The 18512-nt window shown below is 72.1% G+C and carries 19 protein-coding genes; 14 read left to right on the forward strand and 5 right to left on the reverse strand.

Features of this window, described 5'->3' with window-relative positions; genetic code table 11:
* The first annotated feature begins 11 nt into the window (after window positions 1-11).
* Window positions 12-761: a PIG-L deacetylase family protein gene (locus J7E93_RS05110; RefSeq protein WP_374105358.1), complete on the forward strand. Its 750-nt coding sequence runs from the start codon at window positions 12-14 to the stop codon at window positions 759-761.
* A 33-nt stretch (window positions 762-794) separates the two neighbouring features.
* Entirely contained in the window at window positions 795-1628 is an 834-nt protein-coding gene (locus J7E93_RS05115) for an enoyl-CoA hydratase/isomerase family protein (protein ID WP_215066030.1), read from the forward strand.
* Between the two features lie 177 nt (window positions 1629-1805).
* Here the strand turns inward: J7E93_RS05115 and J7E93_RS05120 are convergent, their stop codons facing one another.
* The 3 genes from J7E93_RS05120 to J7E93_RS05130 all read right to left on the reverse strand — a co-directional run bounded on the left by J7E93_RS05120 (window position 1806) and on the right by J7E93_RS05130 (window position 4623).
* Window positions 1806-2585, reverse strand: a complete 780-nt coding sequence (locus J7E93_RS05120) for a VOC family protein (protein ID WP_215066031.1) — start codon at window positions 2583-2585, stop codon at window positions 1806-1808.
* Window positions 2586-2704: 119 nt separating this feature from the next.
* Window positions 2705-3604: an SDR family oxidoreductase gene (locus J7E93_RS05125; protein ID WP_215066032.1), complete on the reverse strand. Its 900-nt coding sequence runs from the start codon at window positions 3602-3604 to the stop codon at window positions 2705-2707.
* A 41-nt stretch (window positions 3605-3645) separates the two neighbouring features.
* Window positions 3646-4623, reverse strand: a complete 978-nt coding sequence (locus J7E93_RS05130; protein ID WP_215066033.1) for an NAD(P)/FAD-dependent oxidoreductase — start codon at window positions 4621-4623, stop codon at window positions 3646-3648.
* Window positions 4624-4687: 64 nt separating this feature from the next.
* On the opposite strand from J7E93_RS05130, the gene J7E93_RS05135 reads away from it, so the two are divergent.
* The 10 genes from J7E93_RS05135 (at window position 4688) to J7E93_RS05180 (ending at window position 14099) form a co-directional block, all read left to right on the forward strand.
* Window positions 4688-5272, forward strand: coding sequence for a helix-turn-helix domain-containing protein (locus J7E93_RS05135; RefSeq protein WP_215066034.1), 585 nt, complete (start codon window positions 4688-4690; stop codon window positions 5270-5272).
* Window positions 5273-5364: 92 nt separating this feature from the next.
* Window positions 5365-6333, forward strand: a complete 969-nt coding sequence (locus J7E93_RS05140) for an NADPH:quinone oxidoreductase family protein (RefSeq protein ID WP_215066035.1) — start codon at window positions 5365-5367, stop codon at window positions 6331-6333.
* Entirely contained in the window at window positions 6330-7511 is a 1182-nt protein-coding gene (locus tag J7E93_RS05145) for an acyl-CoA dehydrogenase family protein (protein WP_215066036.1), read from the forward strand. Before J7E93_RS05140 ends, J7E93_RS05145 begins: the two co-directional genes overlap by 4 nt.
* Window positions 7508-8587, forward strand: coding sequence for an acyl-CoA dehydrogenase family protein (locus J7E93_RS05150; protein WP_215066037.1), 1080 nt, complete (start codon window positions 7508-7510; stop codon window positions 8585-8587). Before J7E93_RS05145 ends, J7E93_RS05150 begins: the two co-directional genes overlap by 4 nt.
* Before the next feature lie 111 nt (window positions 8588-8698).
* On the forward strand, window positions 8699-10306 hold the full coding sequence (locus J7E93_RS05155; RefSeq protein ID WP_215066038.1) for an ABC transporter substrate-binding protein: 1608 nt from the start codon (window positions 8699-8701) through the stop codon (window positions 10304-10306).
* Between the two features lie 23 nt (window positions 10307-10329).
* The gene (locus J7E93_RS05160) at window positions 10330-11295 is read left to right on the forward strand and encodes an ABC transporter permease (RefSeq protein ID WP_251066056.1); all 966 of its coding nucleotides are present in this window, start codon (window positions 10330-10332) and stop codon (window positions 11293-11295) included.
* Window positions 11288-12124: an ABC transporter permease gene (locus J7E93_RS05165; protein ID WP_215066040.1), complete on the forward strand. Its 837-nt coding sequence runs from the start codon at window positions 11288-11290 to the stop codon at window positions 12122-12124. Before J7E93_RS05160 ends, J7E93_RS05165 begins: the two co-directional genes overlap by 8 nt.
* A 92-nt stretch (window positions 12125-12216) precedes the next feature.
* Window positions 12217-13113: an ABC transporter ATP-binding protein gene (locus tag J7E93_RS05170; protein WP_215066118.1), complete on the forward strand. Its 897-nt coding sequence runs from the start codon at window positions 12217-12219 to the stop codon at window positions 13111-13113.
* Window positions 13106-13789: an ABC transporter ATP-binding protein gene (locus J7E93_RS05175; RefSeq protein WP_215066041.1), complete on the forward strand. Its 684-nt coding sequence runs from the start codon at window positions 13106-13108 to the stop codon at window positions 13787-13789. Before J7E93_RS05170 ends, J7E93_RS05175 begins: the two co-directional genes overlap by 8 nt.
* A gap of 115 nt (window positions 13790-13904) precedes the next feature.
* Window positions 13905-14099, forward strand: coding sequence for a hypothetical protein (locus J7E93_RS05180; RefSeq protein ID WP_215066042.1), 195 nt, complete (start codon window positions 13905-13907; stop codon window positions 14097-14099).
* A gap of 113 nt (window positions 14100-14212) precedes the next feature.
* Here J7E93_RS05180 and J7E93_RS05185 read toward each other — a convergent pair whose 3' ends face one another.
* Window positions 14213-15010: a VOC family protein gene (locus tag J7E93_RS05185; protein ID WP_215066043.1), complete on the reverse strand. Its 798-nt coding sequence runs from the start codon at window positions 15008-15010 to the stop codon at window positions 14213-14215.
* Window positions 15011-15211: 201 nt separating this feature from the next.
* Between J7E93_RS05185 and J7E93_RS05190 the strand changes: the two genes are divergently transcribed.
* Entirely contained in the window at window positions 15212-16291 is a 1080-nt protein-coding gene (locus tag J7E93_RS05190; protein ID WP_215066044.1) for a dihydrodipicolinate reductase, read from the forward strand.
* Window positions 16288-16767 (forward strand): carboxymuconolactone decarboxylase family protein, encoded by a 480-nt coding sequence (locus J7E93_RS05195; protein WP_215066045.1) that lies wholly within the window; start codon window positions 16288-16290, stop codon window positions 16765-16767. Before J7E93_RS05190 ends, J7E93_RS05195 begins: the two co-directional genes overlap by 4 nt.
* A 4-nt stretch (window positions 16768-16771) precedes the next feature.
* Here J7E93_RS05195 and J7E93_RS05200 read toward each other — a convergent pair whose 3' ends face one another.
* Window positions 16772-18409 (reverse strand): GMC oxidoreductase, encoded by a 1638-nt coding sequence (locus tag J7E93_RS05200; protein ID WP_215066046.1) that lies wholly within the window; start codon window positions 18407-18409, stop codon window positions 16772-16774.
* Between the last annotated feature and the right edge of the window lie 103 nt (window positions 18410-18512).

An 18512-nucleotide genomic window follows, 5' to 3' on the forward strand; every position in this document is an offset into this window, starting at 1 on the left:
GCATGATTGACATGAACGAACAGGCCCCGCAGCTGGAGGACATGCCCGGCGACTGGCAGCGCGCCCTCGCCGTGGTCGCCCACCCCGACGACCTCGAGTACGGCTGCGCCGCCGCCATCGCCGGCTGGACGGACGAGGGCAAGGAGGTCGCCTACGTCCTCGCCACGCGCGGCGAGGCCGGTATCGACTCCCTCGACCCCGCCACGTGCGGCCCGCTGCGGGAGCGGGAGCAGCGGGCGAGCGCGGAGATCGTCGGTGTCTCGACGGTGGAGTTCATGGACCACCGGGACGGTGTGATCGAGTACGGGCTCGGGCTGCGCCGCGACATCGCGGCGGCCATCCGCCGTCACCGCCCCGAGCTGGTCCTCACCCTCAACCACCGGGACACCTGGGGCCCGGCGGTCGGCGGGGCCTGGAACACCCCCGACCATGTCGCGGTCGGCCGCGCCACGCTGGACGCGGCGGGCGACGCGGGCAACCGCTGGATCTTCCCCGAACTGACCGAGCGCGGCGTGGAGCCGTGGAACGGCGTCCGCTGGGTCGCGGTCGCCGGCTCGACCACCCCGACCCACGCCGTCGATGCCACCCCCGGCCTCGAACGGTCCGTCCACTCCCTCCTCGCCCACCGCGCCTATATCGAGGCCCTGACGGACGAGGATCCGGAGGAGTACGTCCGTACCTTCCTCGCCGGCAACAACCAGCGCTTCGCCGCCCGCTACGGAGGCCGCCCGACGGTCGCCTTCGAGGTGTTCCCCCGGTAGTCTGACGGATCGTCAGGATGGGGGAGGTGCGCGGTGATCGACACGCTCGACCACGGGATTCCCGAGGGGGAGGAGCGACTCTCGCTCCACGTCCAGGACGGCATCGGCGTGCTGACCCTCTGCCGGCCCGAGAAGCTCAACGGCTGGAGCTGGGAGGCGAGTCGGCAGCTCGGCATCATGGCCGACCGGATCCGGTTCGACGAGCGGGTGCGGGTCGTGCTGCTGCGCGCCGAGGGGCGGGCGTTCTGTGCCGGGATCGATGTCACCGCGCCGGGCGGGGCGATCACCGGACGATCGGCGGCCGAGCGGGCCGGGCGCTACGAGGAGGGCATCCGCTGGGTGCATGAGCGGTTCGCGGTCTTCGCCGGACTGCCCCAGCCGGTCGTGGCCGCGGTCCAGGGCTACTGCCTCGGGTTCGGCTTCGAGCTCGCTCTCATGGCCGATGTGCGCATCGCCGCCACCGACGCCGTCTTCGCCCTGCCGGAGGCGGGGATCGGCGTGGCCGTGGACGCGGGTGGCGATCTGCGGATCGCGCGCGAGGCGGGCGCGGGCTGGGCCAAGTACCTCGCCCTCACCGGTCGCCGCATCGACGCGGCCACCGCCGAGAGGCTCGGCCTGGTCCAGCTCGTCACGCCGCCCGAGGAGCTGGAGCCGACCGCACGCGAGACGGCCGCCGCCGTCGCACGGGCCGCGCCCCTCGCCGTCCGCGCGATCAAGCGGAACATCGACGCCTACGCCGACCGCGGCATGGCCGCCGCCCTCGACCGCACCGCCCTCGCCGCGGCCCTCACGCTGACCTCGGAGGACGCCCGCGAGGGCTACGCGGCGAAGGCCGAGCACCGGCCCCCGAGGTTCGAGGGCCGGTGACCGCGGTCGCCGCCTCCGGACGACAACTCCGGTCGATGCCTCCGGCCGACAACTCCGGTCGATGCCTTCGGCCGACGACTCCGGACGGCGACCGCGGCCGATGAGTCCGGTCGGCGACCACGGCCGATGAGTCCGGTCGGCGGCCGCGGCCGGTGACCAGGCGGCCCGAGCCGGGTCCTACATCTGCGGTGCGGGCTTCAGGACGGCGAACGTGGCTCCGAACGGGTCGGCGAGCCACGCGATCCTGCCCACATCCGGGACGTCCGCCGCCGGCATGAGGACCGATCCGCCGTTCCCCTGCGTCCGGGCGACGATCTCGTCCGCGTCCGCGACACCGAAGTACGGGACCCAGCGCGCCTCCTCCCCGCCGTCCTGCAGCTCGGCGATTCCGCCGAAGGAGGCGTCCTGCTGGTCGCCCTCGGCGGTGGACAGCACCCGGTACGTCATCCCGGGCGCCTCCATCTCCTGCGAGCGCCAGCCGAACAGCTTCCCGTAGAAGTCGAGGGCCACCCGCGGGTCGGCGACGTGCAGCTCGGCCCAGCACAGGGTGTTGTCCTCGGACGTCCTCTCCAGGCCCTTGGTCGAGGCCGGCTGCCACACGGCGAACTCGGCGCCGCCCGGGTCGGTCAGCTGGGCCATCCGGCCGGCGTCCATGACGTCGAAGGGCTCGGCGCGCACGGTCCCGCCGTTCTGCTCGGCGGCCTTCGCCGTGGCATCGACGTCGGGCGACTGGAAGTACAGCGTCCAGGCGGAGCTCGCGCCTTCCTCCGTGAGCGGACCGAGGGCCGCCACGGTCTTGCCGTCCTGCTTGAAGAAGCCGTAACCCCCCGCGTCCGGGCCGGCCGACTCGAAGTCCCAGCCGAAGACGCCGGTGTAGAACCCGGCGGCGGCCGCCGTGTCGGGAGTGCCGAGGTCGAGCCAGCTGGGGGAGCCCTTGGTGAAGTCGGTACCGAGCATGTGGTCTGTCCTGTCTTTCCGCTTCCGGAGATCGTCCGGCCACCATCGCCGATCCTCGCCGCTGCGCCCCGCGCGCGCAGCCCCACCCGTCGGGGTTCATCCGCGTGGACCAGCGCGCGTCAGTCCCCGAACGCCCGTCGCCCCAGCTGCTCGCGCACCGGCACCACCGGATCGCCCACGAGCGCCCGCCGCTGCCAGTTCGCCCCGTCGACCACCAGGGTGTGCCCCGAGATGAAACGGGCGTAGGGGGAGGCGAGGAAGGTGGCCGCCCAGCCCAGCTCGCGCGGATGACCCACGCGCAGCGCCGGCTGCCGCGCGTCCTGGTCCGGAGCACGGTCGAGGGCGCCCCGGATGTCGGCCGTCATGTCGGGGTGCGGCATCAGCCCCGGCACCAGTCCGTTGACCTGGATCCCGTACGGGCCCCACTCCACGGCCAGCGTCTCGACCAGGTTCTTCACCCCCGCCTTCGCCGCCGCCGAGTGGGCGAAGCCCGGGCCGCCGGTCCACGCGTAGGAGGCCCCGATGTTCACGACGGAGCCCGGCGTCCCCGCGGCGAGGTGGCGCCGGGCGAACTCCCGGGTCATGAACCACGTGCCCGTGAGCGTGATGTCGACGACCGCCCGCCACCCGTTGGGCGACAGCTCCTCCGCCGGTACGGGGAAGTTCGCCGCCGCATTGTTCACCAGCACATCGGGTCGTGAGCCGAACGCGTCCTCGCAGGCGTCGAAGGTCCTGGCGACGGCGGCGGGCTCGCGGATGTCGCAGGCCGCGACCGCCACCCGCCCGTCGCCCGCCCGCGCCAGCTCCTCGCGCGCCGCCTCCAGGCGTCCGGCCGTCCGCCCGGCGATCAGCAGATCGGCCCCGAGCCGGGCGAACTCGGCCGCGATCGCCTTCCCGAGACCGGACCCGCCGCCGGTCACCAGGACCACCCGCCCCTCGTACGTCCCCGGTGGCAGCGCGCTCGTACCGGGCGGGGGAGGGGCGGGCAGTCCCGGCGGATCGGTCGCTTCGCTCGTCATGCCGCATCGATAGCGCGTCCGGGCCGAGAACTGAAGGGCCGTCACCCGGCCGTGGATGCGGCGGCCTTCCGGTCCAGGTCGGCGAGGATCAGTTCCGCGTTGACCGTCACGCCCGCCCGGTATCCGCCGCTCGCCGCGTTGATCGCCTGTTCCGCGGGGCCGATCGCGTTGCCCGCCGCCCATACGCCGGGCACGCTGGTCCGGCCCGTCGCGTCCACCGTCACGAACGTCCCGAGGGGCGTGTCGTGGGTCGCGGCGCCGAGCTCCGTCAGCAGCTCGTCCCGGGGCGTCATCCGGGTGCCGACGAAGAGCACGGACCGTTCGACGAGCCGCCCGTCCGCCATCCGTACGCCGGTCATCCGGTCGTCCTCGACGACCAGGCCGGCCACCTCGCCCGTCACCACCGTGATACCGGCCGCGGCCACCCGGCCGCGGTCCTCCTCGGACAGCGGTGGGGCCGTATGCAGGAAGAGGGTCACGTCGTCGGACCACTGCGAGACCATCAGGGCCTGGTGCGCGGGCATGACGGGGTGCGCGATCACCCCGAACGCCCGGTCGCGGACCTCCCAGCCGTGGCAGTACGGGCAGTGCAGCACCTCCCGGCCCCACCGCTCGGCGACCCCGTCGATCTCCGGGAGTCCGTCCACCAGGCCGGTGGTGACGATCAGCCGCCGGGTCCGTACGGTGTGCTCGCCGTCGATCGTCACCTCGAAGCCGTCCTCGAAGCCGTCCACCTCGTTGGGGACCGCCCGTGTGACCAGGCCGGCCCGCCACTCCACCCCGTAGGCGGCGATCTCGCGCCGACCCGCCTCCAGGAACTCCGCCGGGTTCATACCGTCGCGGGAGAGAAAGCCCTGCATGTGGGCGGCCGGGGCGTTGCGCGGCTCGCCGGCGTCGACGACCAGCGTCCGGCGCCGCGACCGGCCGAGGATCAGGGCCGCGCTCAGTCCCGCCGCGCCGCCGCCGACCACCACGACGTCGTACCGCTGCTGTTCGTGTGTGCTCTCGTGTGCGCTCATGCCCCGACCTTCGCTCGGGGAGGGCGGGCTTGACAAACATTCTTGCTGTTTCTGCAATAGATCCATGACTGAGGACGAACGCATCGACGAGGTGCTGAACGACGTCGGCCCGCGACTTCGGCGGATCCGGCGCGAGCGCGGGGCCACCCTGGGCGACCTCTCCGCCTCCACCGGCATCTCCGTGTCCACGCTCTCCCGGCTGGAGTCCGGGCAGCGCAGACCCAGCCTGGAACTGCTGCTCCCCATCGCCCGGGCCCACCAGGTCCCCCTCGACGAACTCGTGGGCGCGCCCCAGGTCGGCGACCCCCGGGTGCGCGCGAAGCCGATCGTGCGCCACGGCCGCACCATGTATCCGCTGACCCGCCAGCCCGGGGGGCTGCAGGCGTACAAGGTCGTGCAGGACAAGCCGTACGAGAACCCCGACCCGCGGGTCCACGAGGGGTACGAGTGGCTGTACGTGCTCGCGGGGAAGCTGCGGCTCGTCCTCGGTGAGCACGATGTGGTGCTGGCGGCGGGGGAGGCGGCGGAGTTCGACACGCGCGTGCCGCACTGGTTCGGGCCGACCCCTGACGGGCCCGTGGAGTTCCTGAGCCTGTTCGGGCCGCAGGGGGAACGGATGCACGTGCGGGCGCGCCCGAAGAAGTCCTGAGAAGTCCCCGGCGTACGGTTCCCCGGAGGGCAAGCGACCGCTTAGTATGCGACCGACCGCGCAGTACGGACGACGGCTGGTGGAGGATCTCGATGCAGGCATGGCGAGTGCACGAAAACGGCGAGCCGGGCGAGGTGATGCAGCGCGACGAGGTGGACCTGCCCGTCCCCGGGGAGGGGCAGCTTCTGCTCAAGGTCCGCGCCGCGAACATCAACTTCCCCGACGCGCTGCTCTGCCGGGGCCAGTACCAGGTGAGGCCTCCGCTGCCCTTCACCCCCGGGGTGGAGATCTGCGGTGAGACCGAGGACGGGCGCCGCGTCATCGCCACCCCGGCCCTTCCGTACGGCGGCCTCGCCGAGTACGCGGTCGCGGACGAGGCCGCCGTGCTCCCCGCGCCCGAGGCGCTCGACGACGCCGAGGCCGCCGCCCTCCACATCGGCTACCAGACCGGCTGGTTCGGCCTGCACCGCAGGGCCGCCCTCAAAGAGGGCGAGACGCTGCTCGTGCACGCGGCCGCGGGCGGGGTCGGCAGCGCCGCCGTCCAGCTCGGCAAGGCGGCCGGTGCCACGGTCGTCGGGGTGGTCGGCGGAGCGGAGAAGGCCGAGGTCGCCCGCGCGCTCGGCTGCGACGTCGTCGTCGACCGGCACGCCGAGGACGTCGTCGCCGCGGTCAAGGAGGCCACCGGCGGACGGGGTGCCGATGTGATCTACGACCCGGTCGGCGGCACGGCCTACGCGCAGTCCGCCAAGCTCGTCGCCTTCGAGGGCCGGATCGTCGTCGTCGGCTTCGCGAGCGGTTCCATCCCCTCGCCCGCCCTCAACCACGCCCTCGTCAAGAACTACTCCATCCTCGGCCTGCACTGGGGGCTGTACAACCTCAAGGACCCGGCCTCGGTCCTGCGCTGCCACGAGACCCTCACCGCCTACGCGGCCAAGGGGCTGATCAAACCGCTCGTCACCGAGCGGGTGCCCTTCGCCGACGCGGCCGACGCCGTGCAACGGGTCGCCGAGGGCGTCACCACCGGCCGTCTGGTCGTCCTCCCGGAAGGGGCCCGCGCATGACGGACGCCACCGAACTCCTCACCCGTACGCAGCGGTTGCTCGCCGAACACCCGCCCGCCACCACGGCGCGCGAGGACTTCCTCCGGGCCCGCTTCGACGCCGGGCTCGCCTGGGTCCACTACCCCGTCGGCCTCGGCGGACTCGACGCACCGCGCTCCCTCCAAGCCGTCGTCGACGCCGAACTGACCGCCGCCGGAGCGCCCGACAACGACCCACGCCGGATCGGGATCGGCCTCGGCATGGCCGCGCCGACCGTCCTCGCGTACGGCTCCGAGGAGGTGAAGCAGCGCTTCCTCAAGCCCCTCTGGGTCGGCGAGGAGGTGTGGTGCCAGCTCTTCAGCGAGCCCGGCGCCGGCTCCGACCTGGCCGCGCTCGGCACCCGCGCCGTGCGCGACGGCGACACATGGGTGGTGAACGGCCAGAAGGTGTGGACCTCCAGCGCGCACGTCGCCCGCTGGGCCATCCTGATCGCCCGCACCGACCCCGACCTGCCCAAGCACCGAGGCATCACCTACTTCATCTGCGACATGACCGACCCGGGCGTCGAGGTGCGACCGCTGCGCCAGATCACCGGCGAGGCGGAGTTCAACGAGGTCTTCCTCACCGACGTCCGCATCCCCGACGCCCACCGCCTCGGCGAGGTCGGTGACGGCTGGCGGGTGGCCCAGACCACCCTGATGAACGAGCGCGTCTCGATCGGCGGCGCCCGCATCCCCCGTGAGGGCGGCATGATCGGCCCGGTCGCCAGGACCTGGCGCGAGCGCCCCGAACTGCGCACCCACGATCTGCACCGGCGTCTGCTCGACCTCTGGGTCGACTCCGAGGTCGCCCGGCTCACCGGCGAACGGCTCCGGCAGCAGCTCGTCGCCGGACAGCCCGGCCCCGAGGGCAGCGCGATGAAGCTGGGCTTCGCCCGGCTCAACCAGGCCATCAGCGGTCTGGAGGTCGAACTCCTCGGTGAGGAGGGGCTGTTGTACGGGGACTGGACCATGCGCCGCCCCGAGCTCGTCGACTTCACCGGCCGCGACGCCGGCTACCGCTATCTGCGCTCGAAGGGCAACTCCATCGAGGGCGGTACGACCGAGGTGCTGCTCAACATCGTCGCCGAACGCGTCCTCGGCCTGCCCGCCGAGCCCCGCAACGACAAGGACGTCGCCTGGAAGGACCTCGCGCGATGACGGATCTGCTCTACTCCGAGACCGAGGACGACCTGCGGGCGGCGGTCCGCGCCCTGCTCTTCGACCGGGCCGACGCCCAGACCCTGCTCGGCCGGATCCAGACCGGCGACCCGTACGTGCCCGGCCTCTGGAAGTCCCTCGCCGGCGACATGGGCGCGGCCGGACTGCTCGTGCCCGAGAAGCTCGGCGGCCAGGGAGCGAGCCACCGCGAGGCGGCCGTGGTCCTGGAGGAGCTGGGCCGCGCGGTGACCCCCGCCCCGTACCTGACCAGCGCGGTCGTGGCCACCGAGACGCTGCTCGCGCTGGACACGGAGAGCGGACCGGTGGCCGAGCTGCTCGCCGGACTCGCGAGCGGCCGTACGGTGGCGGTCCTCGCCGTGCCGCTGTCGACGGCGCCCGGCACCGTCCCGGACCCCTCCGCGAGCCCCGTGACCGGCGTCGCCGACGCCGTCGTCGCGGACGTCTTCCTCGTACCGCGCGCGGACGGCCTCCACGCGGTTCCGGCGTCCGACGCGGTCGTCGAGCCGCGGACCCCGCTCGACCTGACCCGGCCGCTCGCGGCGGTGACCACGGCCCGTGCCACCGGCACCCGTCTCGCCGACGCGGAGACGGCCACGGCCGCGATCCGGCGCGGGCTGCTCTGCGGTGCGGGACTTCTCGCCTCCGAGCAGCTCGGGCTCGCCGAGTGGTGCCTGGAGGAGACCGTCCGCCACACCCGCGAGCGCTACCAGTTCAACCGGCCCGTCGGCTCCTTCCAGGCGCTCAAGCACCGGATGGCGCAGCTCTGGCTGGAGGTTGTGAACGCCCGGGCGGCGGCCCGCGCGGCGGCCGACGCGCTGGCCACCGGCAGCCCGGAGGCGCCGCTGACCGTGGCCGTCGCCCAGGCGTACTGCTCGAAGGTCGCCGTCCACGCGGCGGAGGAGTGCGTCCAGCTGCACGGCGGCATCGGTATGACGTGGGAGCACCCGGCCCACCTGGCACTCAAGCGGGCCAAGTCCGATCAGATCGCCCTCGGGTCGGCCGGCCGGCACCAGGACGCGATCGCCGCACTGGTCGACCTCCCGGCACCGGCGTGACCCCGGGTTTCCGGCCAGAGTAAGGGGCCCACGTGCCCCCACCCCTTTACATACTGTTTAATTGCGAGTCGTTCGCAACAACGGTTGATCTTCAAGAGGGGTGTGGACACGATGACCGCCCGATCCATACGCGGCGCGGCCGCCGCGACGCTGGCCGGAGCCCTGGCCCTGACAGCGGCGGCCTGCTCGAATCCGGGCGGGTCCGCCGCGGGCTCCGGCGGACGCGAGGACTCCGCGGTCGTCGGCATCGCCTACGAGCCCGACAGCCTCAGCCCCCTCCTCGGCTACGGCAAGGACGGCAACTCCAAGATCTTCGACGGGCTGCTCGCCTTCGACGGCTCCATGAAGCTCCAGCCCGCCCTCGCCGTGGCGCTCCCGCAGGTGAGCGCGGAAGGACTGACGTACACCTACAAGCTCCGCAAGGGCGTGACGTTCAGCGACGGAAAGCCCTTCTCGGCCAAGGACGTCGTCTTCACCTACCGGGCGGTGCTCGACCCGAAGACCAACAACCCCTCCAGGACCGAGCTCGACGCCCTCAAGGACGTCAAGGCCGTCGGCGAGGACACCGTCGTCTTCACCCTGAAGTACCCCTACGCCCCCTTCGCCGAGCGGACCGTACTCGCCATCGCCCCCGAGCACATCGCGGCGAAGCAGGACGTCAACACCGGCGCCTTCACCACCCACCCCGTCGGCACCGGACCGTACGTCCTCACCGACTGGTCCCACGGCGAGAAGCTCACCTTCAAGGCCAACCCCACCTACTGGGGCGGAGCGCCGAAGGTGAAGAAGTTCACCATGGCGATCATCAAGGACGACGACGTCCGCGCCACCCGGCTGCGCGCCGGCGACCTCGACGGCGCGATCCTGCCGCCCAACCTCGCCGCCGGATTCAAGAACGACCCGGCCAGGACGACGTACACGGCCACCACCTACGACTACCGGACCGTCACCCTCCCGACCCACCACCCCGTCACCGGCGACACCGCCGTCCGCCGCGCCCTCGACATCGCCGTCGACCGCCAGGCCATGGTCGACAAGATCCTCGAAGGCGGCGGCAAGCCCGCCTACGGACCCGTCCCGACCGACAGCGAGTGGTTCGCCAAGGGCACCGAGCGCCGCCACGACCTCGACGGCGCCAAGAAGATCCTCGACGAGGCCGGCTGGAAGCCCGGCCCCGACGGCGTACGCGTGAAGAACGGCGTACGGGCCGAGTTCCCGCTCTGGTACCTCTCCGGGGACAAACTCCGCCAGGACCATGCCCTCGCCTACGCCTCCGACGCCAAGAAGGCCGGCATCGCCGTCACGACCCAGGGCGGCACCTGGGAGGTCATCGAGCCGCGGATGAAGACCGACGCCGTCCTCGCCGGCGGCGGCTCGCCCGGCGACCCCGACTTCGACCAGTACCTGCTCCTGAAGTCCAGCCTCGGCGGCGACGGCTTCAACAACATGGCCCGGTACGACAACAAGACCGTCGACAAGGCCCTGGAGGACGGCCGCCGCACGAACGACACCGCCGAGCGGCGGGCCGCGTACGACACCGTCCAGCGCGAGCTGGTGAAGAACCCCGGCTACACCTTCCTCACCCACATCGACCACCTGTACGTCGTGAACGACCGCTGGGACGGCCTGTCCACCCAGACCGAACCGCACGACCACGGCCTCGCCGCCGGCCCCTGGTGGAACGTCGAGCGCTGGACCCCCAAGGGCGCGAAGAAGTGAGCCGACGCCTCCCCTGGGGGGCCATGGCCCGGATGACGGGACGGCGGGCCCTGTCCGCCGTCCCCGTCCTCCTCGCCGTCACCTTCGCGGTCTTCGCCGTCGCCGCGGCCTCCCCCTTCGACCCCGTCAAGGCCTACGCCGGCACCGCCGGCCTCACCGCCTCGCAGGAGAACCTCGACCAGCTCCGCGCCAACCTCGGCGTCGACCGGCCCCTCGTCACCCGCTGGTGGGACTGGCTCACCGCCGCCCTCCACGGCGACCTCGGCGACTCCAGCGTCATGCGCCGGCCCGTCGTCGACGTCATCACCGAGCGGATCGGGTGGTCCGCGCTCCTCGCCACCACCGCCTTCCTCGTCGCCATCCTGCTCGGCACCGCGCTCGGCGTCCTCGCCGGCCGCCGCCGCGGCGGCCTGCTCGACCGCACGGTCAGCTCCGCCGCGTACACCCTGGAAGCCGCCCCCGCCTTCTGGCTCGGCCTGCTCGCCATCTGGTTCTTCGCACTGAGACTCGGCGCACTCCCGGCCGGCGGACTCACCGACACCGCCAGCGACACCGTCACCTTCGACCAGGTCGCCGGCCACCTCGTGCTGCCCGCCCTCGTCCTCGGCATCTCCCAACTGCCGTGGTTCTTCCTGTACGTCAGACAGGGCGTCGGCGACGCCCTCGAAGAGGACCCCGTACGCGGGGCCCGGGCACGCGGCCTGCGGGAACGCACCGTCCTGCTCGGCCACGCCCTGCGCTCAGGAATGCTGCCCATGCTCACCCTCGTCGGCTCGCGCGTGCCCGAACTCATCACCGGAGCCCTCCTCGTGGAGACCGTCTTCAGCTGGCCCGGCATCGCCGCGGCGACCGTCCAGGCCGCCACCTCCGTCGACTTCCCGCTGCTCGCCGCGCTCACCGTGCTCGCCACCGCCGCGGTCCTCCTCGGCAACCTCCTCTCCGACCTGCTGTACGGGCTCGCCGACCCCCGGGTGGGCTTCGATGGCTGACCGTCGGGCCCGGCGCGTACGCCTGTGGACCTCCGCACTGATCGTCGGCGCGGTCGTCCTCGCCGTCCTGCTCGTCCCCCCGCTCGTCCAGCTCGACGAACAGGCCGTCGACCTCTCCCGCAAACTCCTGCCGCCCTCCTGGGAACACCCCTTCGGCACCGACGACGTCGGCCGCGACCTGCTGCTCCGCTGTGTCCACGGGCTGCGGATCTCCCTCCTCGTCGGTCTCGTCGCCGCGCTCGTCGCCACCGTCATCGGTACCGCCGTCGGCGCCGCGGCCGCCTCGCTGGGCGGCTGGACCGACCGGGTCGTGATGCGGATCGTCGACGCCTTCTCCTCCGTACCGCACCTGCTGCTCGGCATCTTCATCGTCGCCATGTTCCGGCCCGGCGTCTGGCCGGTGATCGTCTCCGTCGCCCTCACCCACTGGCTGTCGACCGCGCGGATCGTCCGCTCCGAGGTGCTCTCGCTGCGCTCGCGCCCCTACATCGACGCGGCGATCTCCGGCGGAGCGTCACGGTGGCGGGTGACCGTACGCCATCTGCTGCCCGCCGTACTGCCGCAGGCAGGCCTCGCCGCCGTGCTGATGGTCCCGCACGCCATGTGGCACGAGTCCGCCCTCTCCTTCCTCGGCCTCGGCCTCCCCAGCCACCAGGCCAGCCTCGGCAACCTGGTGCAGTCCGCCCGCTCCTCCCTGCTCGCCGGTGACTGGTGGCCGACGCTCTTCCCCGGCCTCTTCCTCATCGTGCCGACCCTCGCCGTCGCGGGGCTCGCCGGAGTGTGGCGGGACCGGCTCGATCCGCGCCGCCGATCGGAGCTGATGCTGTGAACACCCGAGTCCTGCGGGCGCTGGAGGCGGTCACCGCCGAGCGCGCCGACGGCGCCGTGCTGAGCGTGCGCGGCCTCACCGTCCGCTTCCGGATGCGCGGCGGCCGGCAGGTCGCCGCCGTCACCGACGCCGACTTCGACCTGGCGGCGGGGGAGTGCCTCGCCCTCGTCGGCGAGAGCGGCTGCGGCAAGTCCGTCCTCGCCTCCGCCCTCCTCGGGCTCCTTCCCGGCAACGCCGAGACCACCGGCACGGCGACCCTCGACGGCATCGACCTGCTCGCCGCCGACGAGCGGACCCTGGCCCGTACGGTACGGGGACGGCGCGTCGGCCTCGTACCGCAGAGCCCCGCCGCCCACCTCACCCCCGTCCGTACGGTGCGCTCCCAACTGGAGGAGAGCGCCCGCGAGCTGACCGGCGTCCCGAGGCGGGAGCGGCGCGCGGCGGCCGAGGCGGCCGCCGCGCGGGCCGCGTTCCCCGCCGACCACCTCGACCGGTACCCGCACGAGCTCTCCGGCGGCCTCGCCCAGCGCGCCGCGACCGCGCTCGCCCTGATCGGCGACGCCCCGCTGCTGCTCGCCGACGAACCCACCACCGGCCTCGACCGCGACCTCGTCGAGCGAACGGCCGACGAGCTGCGCCGCCACGTCGACGAAGGCCGGGCCCTGCTGCTGATCACCCACGACCTGGTCGCCGCGGAACGCATCGCCGACCGGGTCGTCGTGATGTACGCGGGCCGCATCGTCGAGACCACCGCCGCCCACCGCTTCTTCGCCGGGCAGGGCCCACGCCACCCCTACGCCCGGGGCCTCCTGAACGCCCTGCCCGACCGGGAGTTCGTCCCCATCCCCGGAATGCCGCCCGAGCTCACCGACCTGCCGCAGGGCTGCGCCTTCGCACCGCGGTGCGCACGGGCCACCGAGGCCTGCGACAGCCTTCCGGAGCCGCTGGCGGGAGTGGCCTGTCATCACCCGGAGGTCCCCCGTGCTTGAGCTCCACGCCGTCACCGCCGGCTACGACCGGCGCACCCCCGTCGTCACCGGCGCGTCGCTCACCGTCGCCTCCGGTGAGTCGGTCGGCCTCCTCGGGCCCAGCGGCTGCGGCAAGTCCACGCTCGCCCGGGTCGCCGCGCTGCTCCACCGGCCCGACGCGGGGCGCGTCACCCTCGACGGAGCAGAGGTACGGGCCTGGCGCCACCGCGCGCCGCGCACACTGCGGACCACCGTCGGCGTGGTCTTCCAGCAGCCCCGCCTGTCCGCCGACCCGCGCCTGCGCCTGCGCGACCTGATCGCCGAGCCGCTGCGGGCCGCCGGCCGCCGCACCGAGATCCCAGGCCGCCTGGCCGAACTCGCCCCGGCGGTGGGCCTCACCGACGACCTCCTCGCCCGCCGGCCCCACGAGGTCAGCGACGGCCAGCTCCAACGGGCCTGCCTGGCACGGGCCCTGGTGCTCCGCCCACGCCTGCTGGTCTGCGACGAGATGACGGCCATGCTCGACGCCTCCACCACCGCCGCCCTGGTCACGGCGGTGGAGTCCTACCGCGCGGACGCGGACGCGAGTCTCCTCGCCGTCGGTCACGACCGCGTCCTGCTGGAGCGCTGGTGCGACCGCACCGTCGACTGGGCCGACATCGCGGGGAAGACCGGGAGCGACTCCGCGAACCCCTGACGGCGAAACGTCACCCGTTCGGCAGCCATGCCGTACGGCCGTACGGCGCCCACGCTGCGCCACACTGGCCGCCGAACGCCGCGATTTCCGGCGCGGCGCAAGGAGGGTGTGGGCGATGGCCGTATCCATTTCTGTCGTACTGCTTCTGCTCGTCCTGGCGGTGATCTTCCTCCGCAGCGGTGGCCTGAAGCTCTCCCACGCGCTGGTCTGTGCTCTGCTCGGCTTCTTCCTCGCCGGCACGAGCATGGCGCCGACCATCCAGAACGGGGTCGCCGCCACCGCGAACGTGGTGAGCAGCCTCAAGCCCTGACGCTGACGTTCCCCCTCCACCGTGCCGGAGCTCTCGCCGGCCGACGGGCTGCTCTCCCGGGACGCGGCGAAGCCCGGGGCCGCGACCGGCCCCGGGCTTCGCCGTCTCGCGCCTCAGACCATCTCGGGCATCTCGCCCTCGGTGGTCGACATGTCGATGACGGCGAAGGCCGCGCCCTGCGGGTCGAGGAGGGCCGCGAAGCGGCCGAACGGGCTGTCCATCGGACCGAAGACCTTCTGCCCGCCCAGCTTCTCCGCCTTCTCGATCGCCCGGTCGCAGTTGTCGACGGCGAAGTAGATCTGGATGTACGGCGGGATCTCCGCGGGGAAGTCCTCCGGCGTCATCGTCATCCGGCCGAGGACCGGCCTCTCGCCGCCCAGGTCGAAGACCTTGTAGTCGACGTGGTCGTCCACCATCTTCTTCGCGTTGTAGCCGAAGACCGAGGTGAGGAAGGAGTCGGACTTCGCCGGCTCGCGGGTGAAGACCTCGGCCCAGGCGTAGGAGCCCGGCTCGCCCTCGACGTCGAAGCCTTCGTGGACGCCGGGCTGCCAGACGCCGAAGAGGACGCCGGTCGGGTCCTGGGCGAGGCACATGGAGCCGAAGTCACCGACCTGCATCGGGTCCATGAGCAGTGTGCCGCCGTTGTCCTTGATCTTCTCCGCTGTAGCGGCCACGTTCGGTGACGAGAAGTACAGACACCAGGCCGACTTCGGGTCGTCCTGGCCGGGCATCGGCGGGACGACGGCCGCGACCGCCTTCCCGTTCCGGTAGGCCTGGGTGTAGTTGCCGAATTCCGAGGAGGACTCGCCGAAGGTCCAGCCCAGCACCTCGCCGTAGAACTTCTTGGCTCCCTCGACGTCGGTGAACATCGCGTCGGTCCAGACCGGCGTTCCTTCAGGTCGTGCGGCCATGACGGTGACTCTCTTCCGATCGATGGTGGTCTCGATGGGGGTTTCCGAGTGCCACGCTAGTCAGGGCCGACGCACCGCGCTCGGTGACGGAGCGTAGCCGCGTTCTCGTGGCCCGGATCGCGTCGGTCCGGTGCCGCGCGTGGTGCGGCGGGTACGTGCACGCCTCTAGGAACTGACGGCCCGTCAGGTTAGTCTCCGCACATGATACCGACGGTTGTCTGGGGCACCGGGAACGTCGGGCGCGCCGCCATTCGGGCGGTCGACGCCCACCCGGCGCTGGAACTCGCCGCCGTACTGGTCCACGATCCGGCCAAGGACGGTCGTGACGCAGGCGAGCTCGCCGGCCTCGACCGCGTCCTCGGCGTCGCCGCGACCCGCGACACCGCAAGCGTCCTGGCCGCCCGCCCCCGCGCGCTGGTGTACGCCGCCTCCGGGGACATCCGCCCGGACGAGGCGCTCGCGGACGTCACCGCGGCGGTCCGCACCGGCGCCGTGGTCGTCACCCCCGCGCTGTATCCGCTCTACGACCAGCGGAACGCCCCGCCGGAGTTCAGGGACCCGGTGCGCACCGCCGTCGCCGAGGGCGGTGGCTCGCTCTTCGTCTCCGGCGTCGACCCCGGCTGGGGCAACGACGTGCTGCCGCTGCTGATCAGCGGGCTCGGCACCACCGTGGAAGCGGTCCGCTGCCAGGAGATCTTCGACTACTCCACGTACGAGCAGGAGGACTCCGTCCGTCACCTGGTCGGCATGGGGCATCCGATGGAGTACGAACCGCCGATGCTCGCCCCGTCCGTGCCCACCATGGTGTGGGGCGGACAGATACGGCTCATGGCCAGGGCGCTGGGCGTCGAGCTCGACGAGATCCACGAGACGCTGGAGCGCCGCCCGCTCGACACCACCGTCACCACCCGGACGATGGGCGTCTTCGAGGCCGGCACCCAGGGCGCCGTCCGCTTCGAGGTGCGGGGCCTCGTCGGGGGCGAGCCCCGCATCGTCGTCGAGCACATCACCCGCATCCACCCCTCCTGTGCCCCGGACTGGCCGAACCCGCCCGACGGCGCCGGGGCGCACCGGGTGATCATCGAGGGCCGCCCGCGGATCGAGGTCACGGTCGAGGCGACGGACGAGGGCGAGAACCGCTCCGCGGGCGGCAACGCCACCGCCGTCGGCAGACTCGTGAACGCCATCGACTGGCTCGTGGAGGCGGAACCCGGCCTCTACGACGCGCTCGACGTCCCGCTGCGCCCGGCAGTCGGCAGAATCGGAAGGAGACCGTCGTGATCATCGACATCCCGGAAGGGCAGGAGCCGATCGGGTACGTGTGGGGCGACATGGTTCCCGGCATAGGGATGGCCGCCGCCAACTTCTCGCTCTCGGTGTACGAGCACACGACCCTGGGTCTGCGCGAGTTCGAGGCGGCGCGGCTGCGGATCGCCCAGATCAACGGCTGCGCCTTCTGTCTGGACTGGCGGACCGAACGGGAGGGGGAGAAGGTCGAGGACACGTTCGCCGGCGCGGTGACCGAGTGGCGCACCACCGACGCCTTCGACGACCGGACACGCCTGGCCGCCGAGTACGCCGAGCGGTACGCCCTGGACCACCACGGTCTGGACGAGGAGTTCTGGGCGCGGATGACCGGGCACTACAGCCAGGCCGAGATCGTGGAGCTCAGCATGAGCATCGGTTCCTGGCTGGCGTTCGGCCGGCTCAACCATGTGCTCGGGCTCGACAGCGTGTGCGTCCTGCCCGGGCGGTGACCGCTCACAGATCGGTGGCGATGATCTTCTCGATGTTCCGCTCCGCGAGCGCCGTGATGGTGACGAACGGGTTGACGCTGGTGTTGCCGGGGATCAGCGAGCCGTCGACGACGTAGAGGCCGGGGTGGCCGTGGAGGCGCCCGTAGTTGTCGGTGGCCCGGTTCAGCACCGCACCGCCGAGCGGGTGGTACGTGAGGTGGTCGCCCCAGATCTTGGAGGAACCGAACAGGTCCGTGCGGTAGATCGTCCCCTCCTTCGCGTTGATCTTGTCGAAGATGGTCCTGGCCGCGTCGATGGAGGGCTGCTTCCAGGCGGTCTGCCAGTTCAGCTCCACCCGGCCCGCGGCGGCGTTCCAGGAGAACTCGGCGCGGTGCGGGTTCTTGGTGATGGACAGGTAGAACGAGGCGTAGGTCTCGATCCCGGTGGGCAGCGGTGCCACCTCGGCGAAGGCGCCGCCCGCGGCCCAGTTGTCGATGCCGGCCGTGGGCATGGCCGACTGCAGTTTGCCGGTGGCGTCCCACATGTGGTTGGCGCGGCCGCACATGACGTTTCCGTTGTCGCCCCAGCCCTTGCCGATCTCGCTGTTCAGGCCCGGTAGGGCGCCGGTGGCCTTCAGCATGGTCAGCAGCTTGGAGGTGCCGACGCTGCCGGCCGCGAAGAACACCCTGTCCGCGGTGACGGTCTTGGTGGCGGTGGTGTTCCCCGCGGTGTCGAGCTGGTCGATGGCGACCGTGTAGCCGCCACCCGCTGCCGGGGAGACCGACCTCACCTTGTGCAGCGGCGAGACGGTGACCCTGCCGGTGGCCGCGGCCCGGGCGAGATAGGTCTTCTGCAGCGTCTTCTTGCCGTGGTTGTTGCCGTAGATCACCTCACCTTCCAGCGCCGACTTGGGGACGGCTCCGGCGGCCTCCTGCTTCATGTACTCCCAGTCGTACACATTGGGCACGAAGACGAACGGGAACCCGGAGCGCTGCGCGTGCTTGCGGCCGACCCGTGCGTACTGGTAGCAGGGGGCGCTCTCCCACCAGGCCTGGTCGACGTGGGTGACCCCGAGGCCGGCGTTGGCGCGCGGGTAGTAGACGTCGTACATCTCGTCCACGTCGACGGACGGCAGGACGGCGCCGAAGTTCTCCCGGCGCGGTGTGACGGCCATGCCGCCGTTGACCAGCGAACCGCCTCCGACGCCGCGGCCCTGGTAGACCGTGATCCCGCCGAACTCCTCGGCGTCCAGGATCCCGGTGTGGCGGGGGACGTCCTTGTCGAGCGGGAAGCCGAGGAAGTTGCTGAGGGGCTGCTTGGTCCTGGTCCGCAGCCAGAACGACCGGTAGTCCGGCCTGGTCGTGTTGGCGAAGATCTTGCCGTCGGTGCCGGGGCTGTCCCAGGCCATGCCCATCTCGACGAGATGGACGTCGACTCCGGCCTGGGCGAGCCGCAGAGCGGTGACCGAGCCGCCGTAGCCGCTGCCGATGATCAGAGCCGGGACATGGGCCCCCGGCGGGATGGGGGCGGCCGAGGCGGGCCGAAGGGGTAATGCCGCGGCGGCGAGAAGAGAACCTGTTCCAGTGATGAATCTGCGACGTGAGACCACGTGGCGCTCCTCACTCTTGGGGGGAATGGGAACGAGTTCTACTGCCGCCCGCATGGGAAGTCACGGCATACCGATAGGTAACTTATGGGTGGATCGCCCATGTTCTGCGCGCGGGATATTCAAGATATAGCGGTAGAGAGCCGACAATTCACTCAGC

The sequence above is a fragment of the Streptomyces sp. ISL-36 genome (assembly GCF_018614205.1).
Lineage (GTDB): Bacteria > Actinomycetota > Actinomycetes > Streptomycetales > Streptomycetaceae > Streptomyces.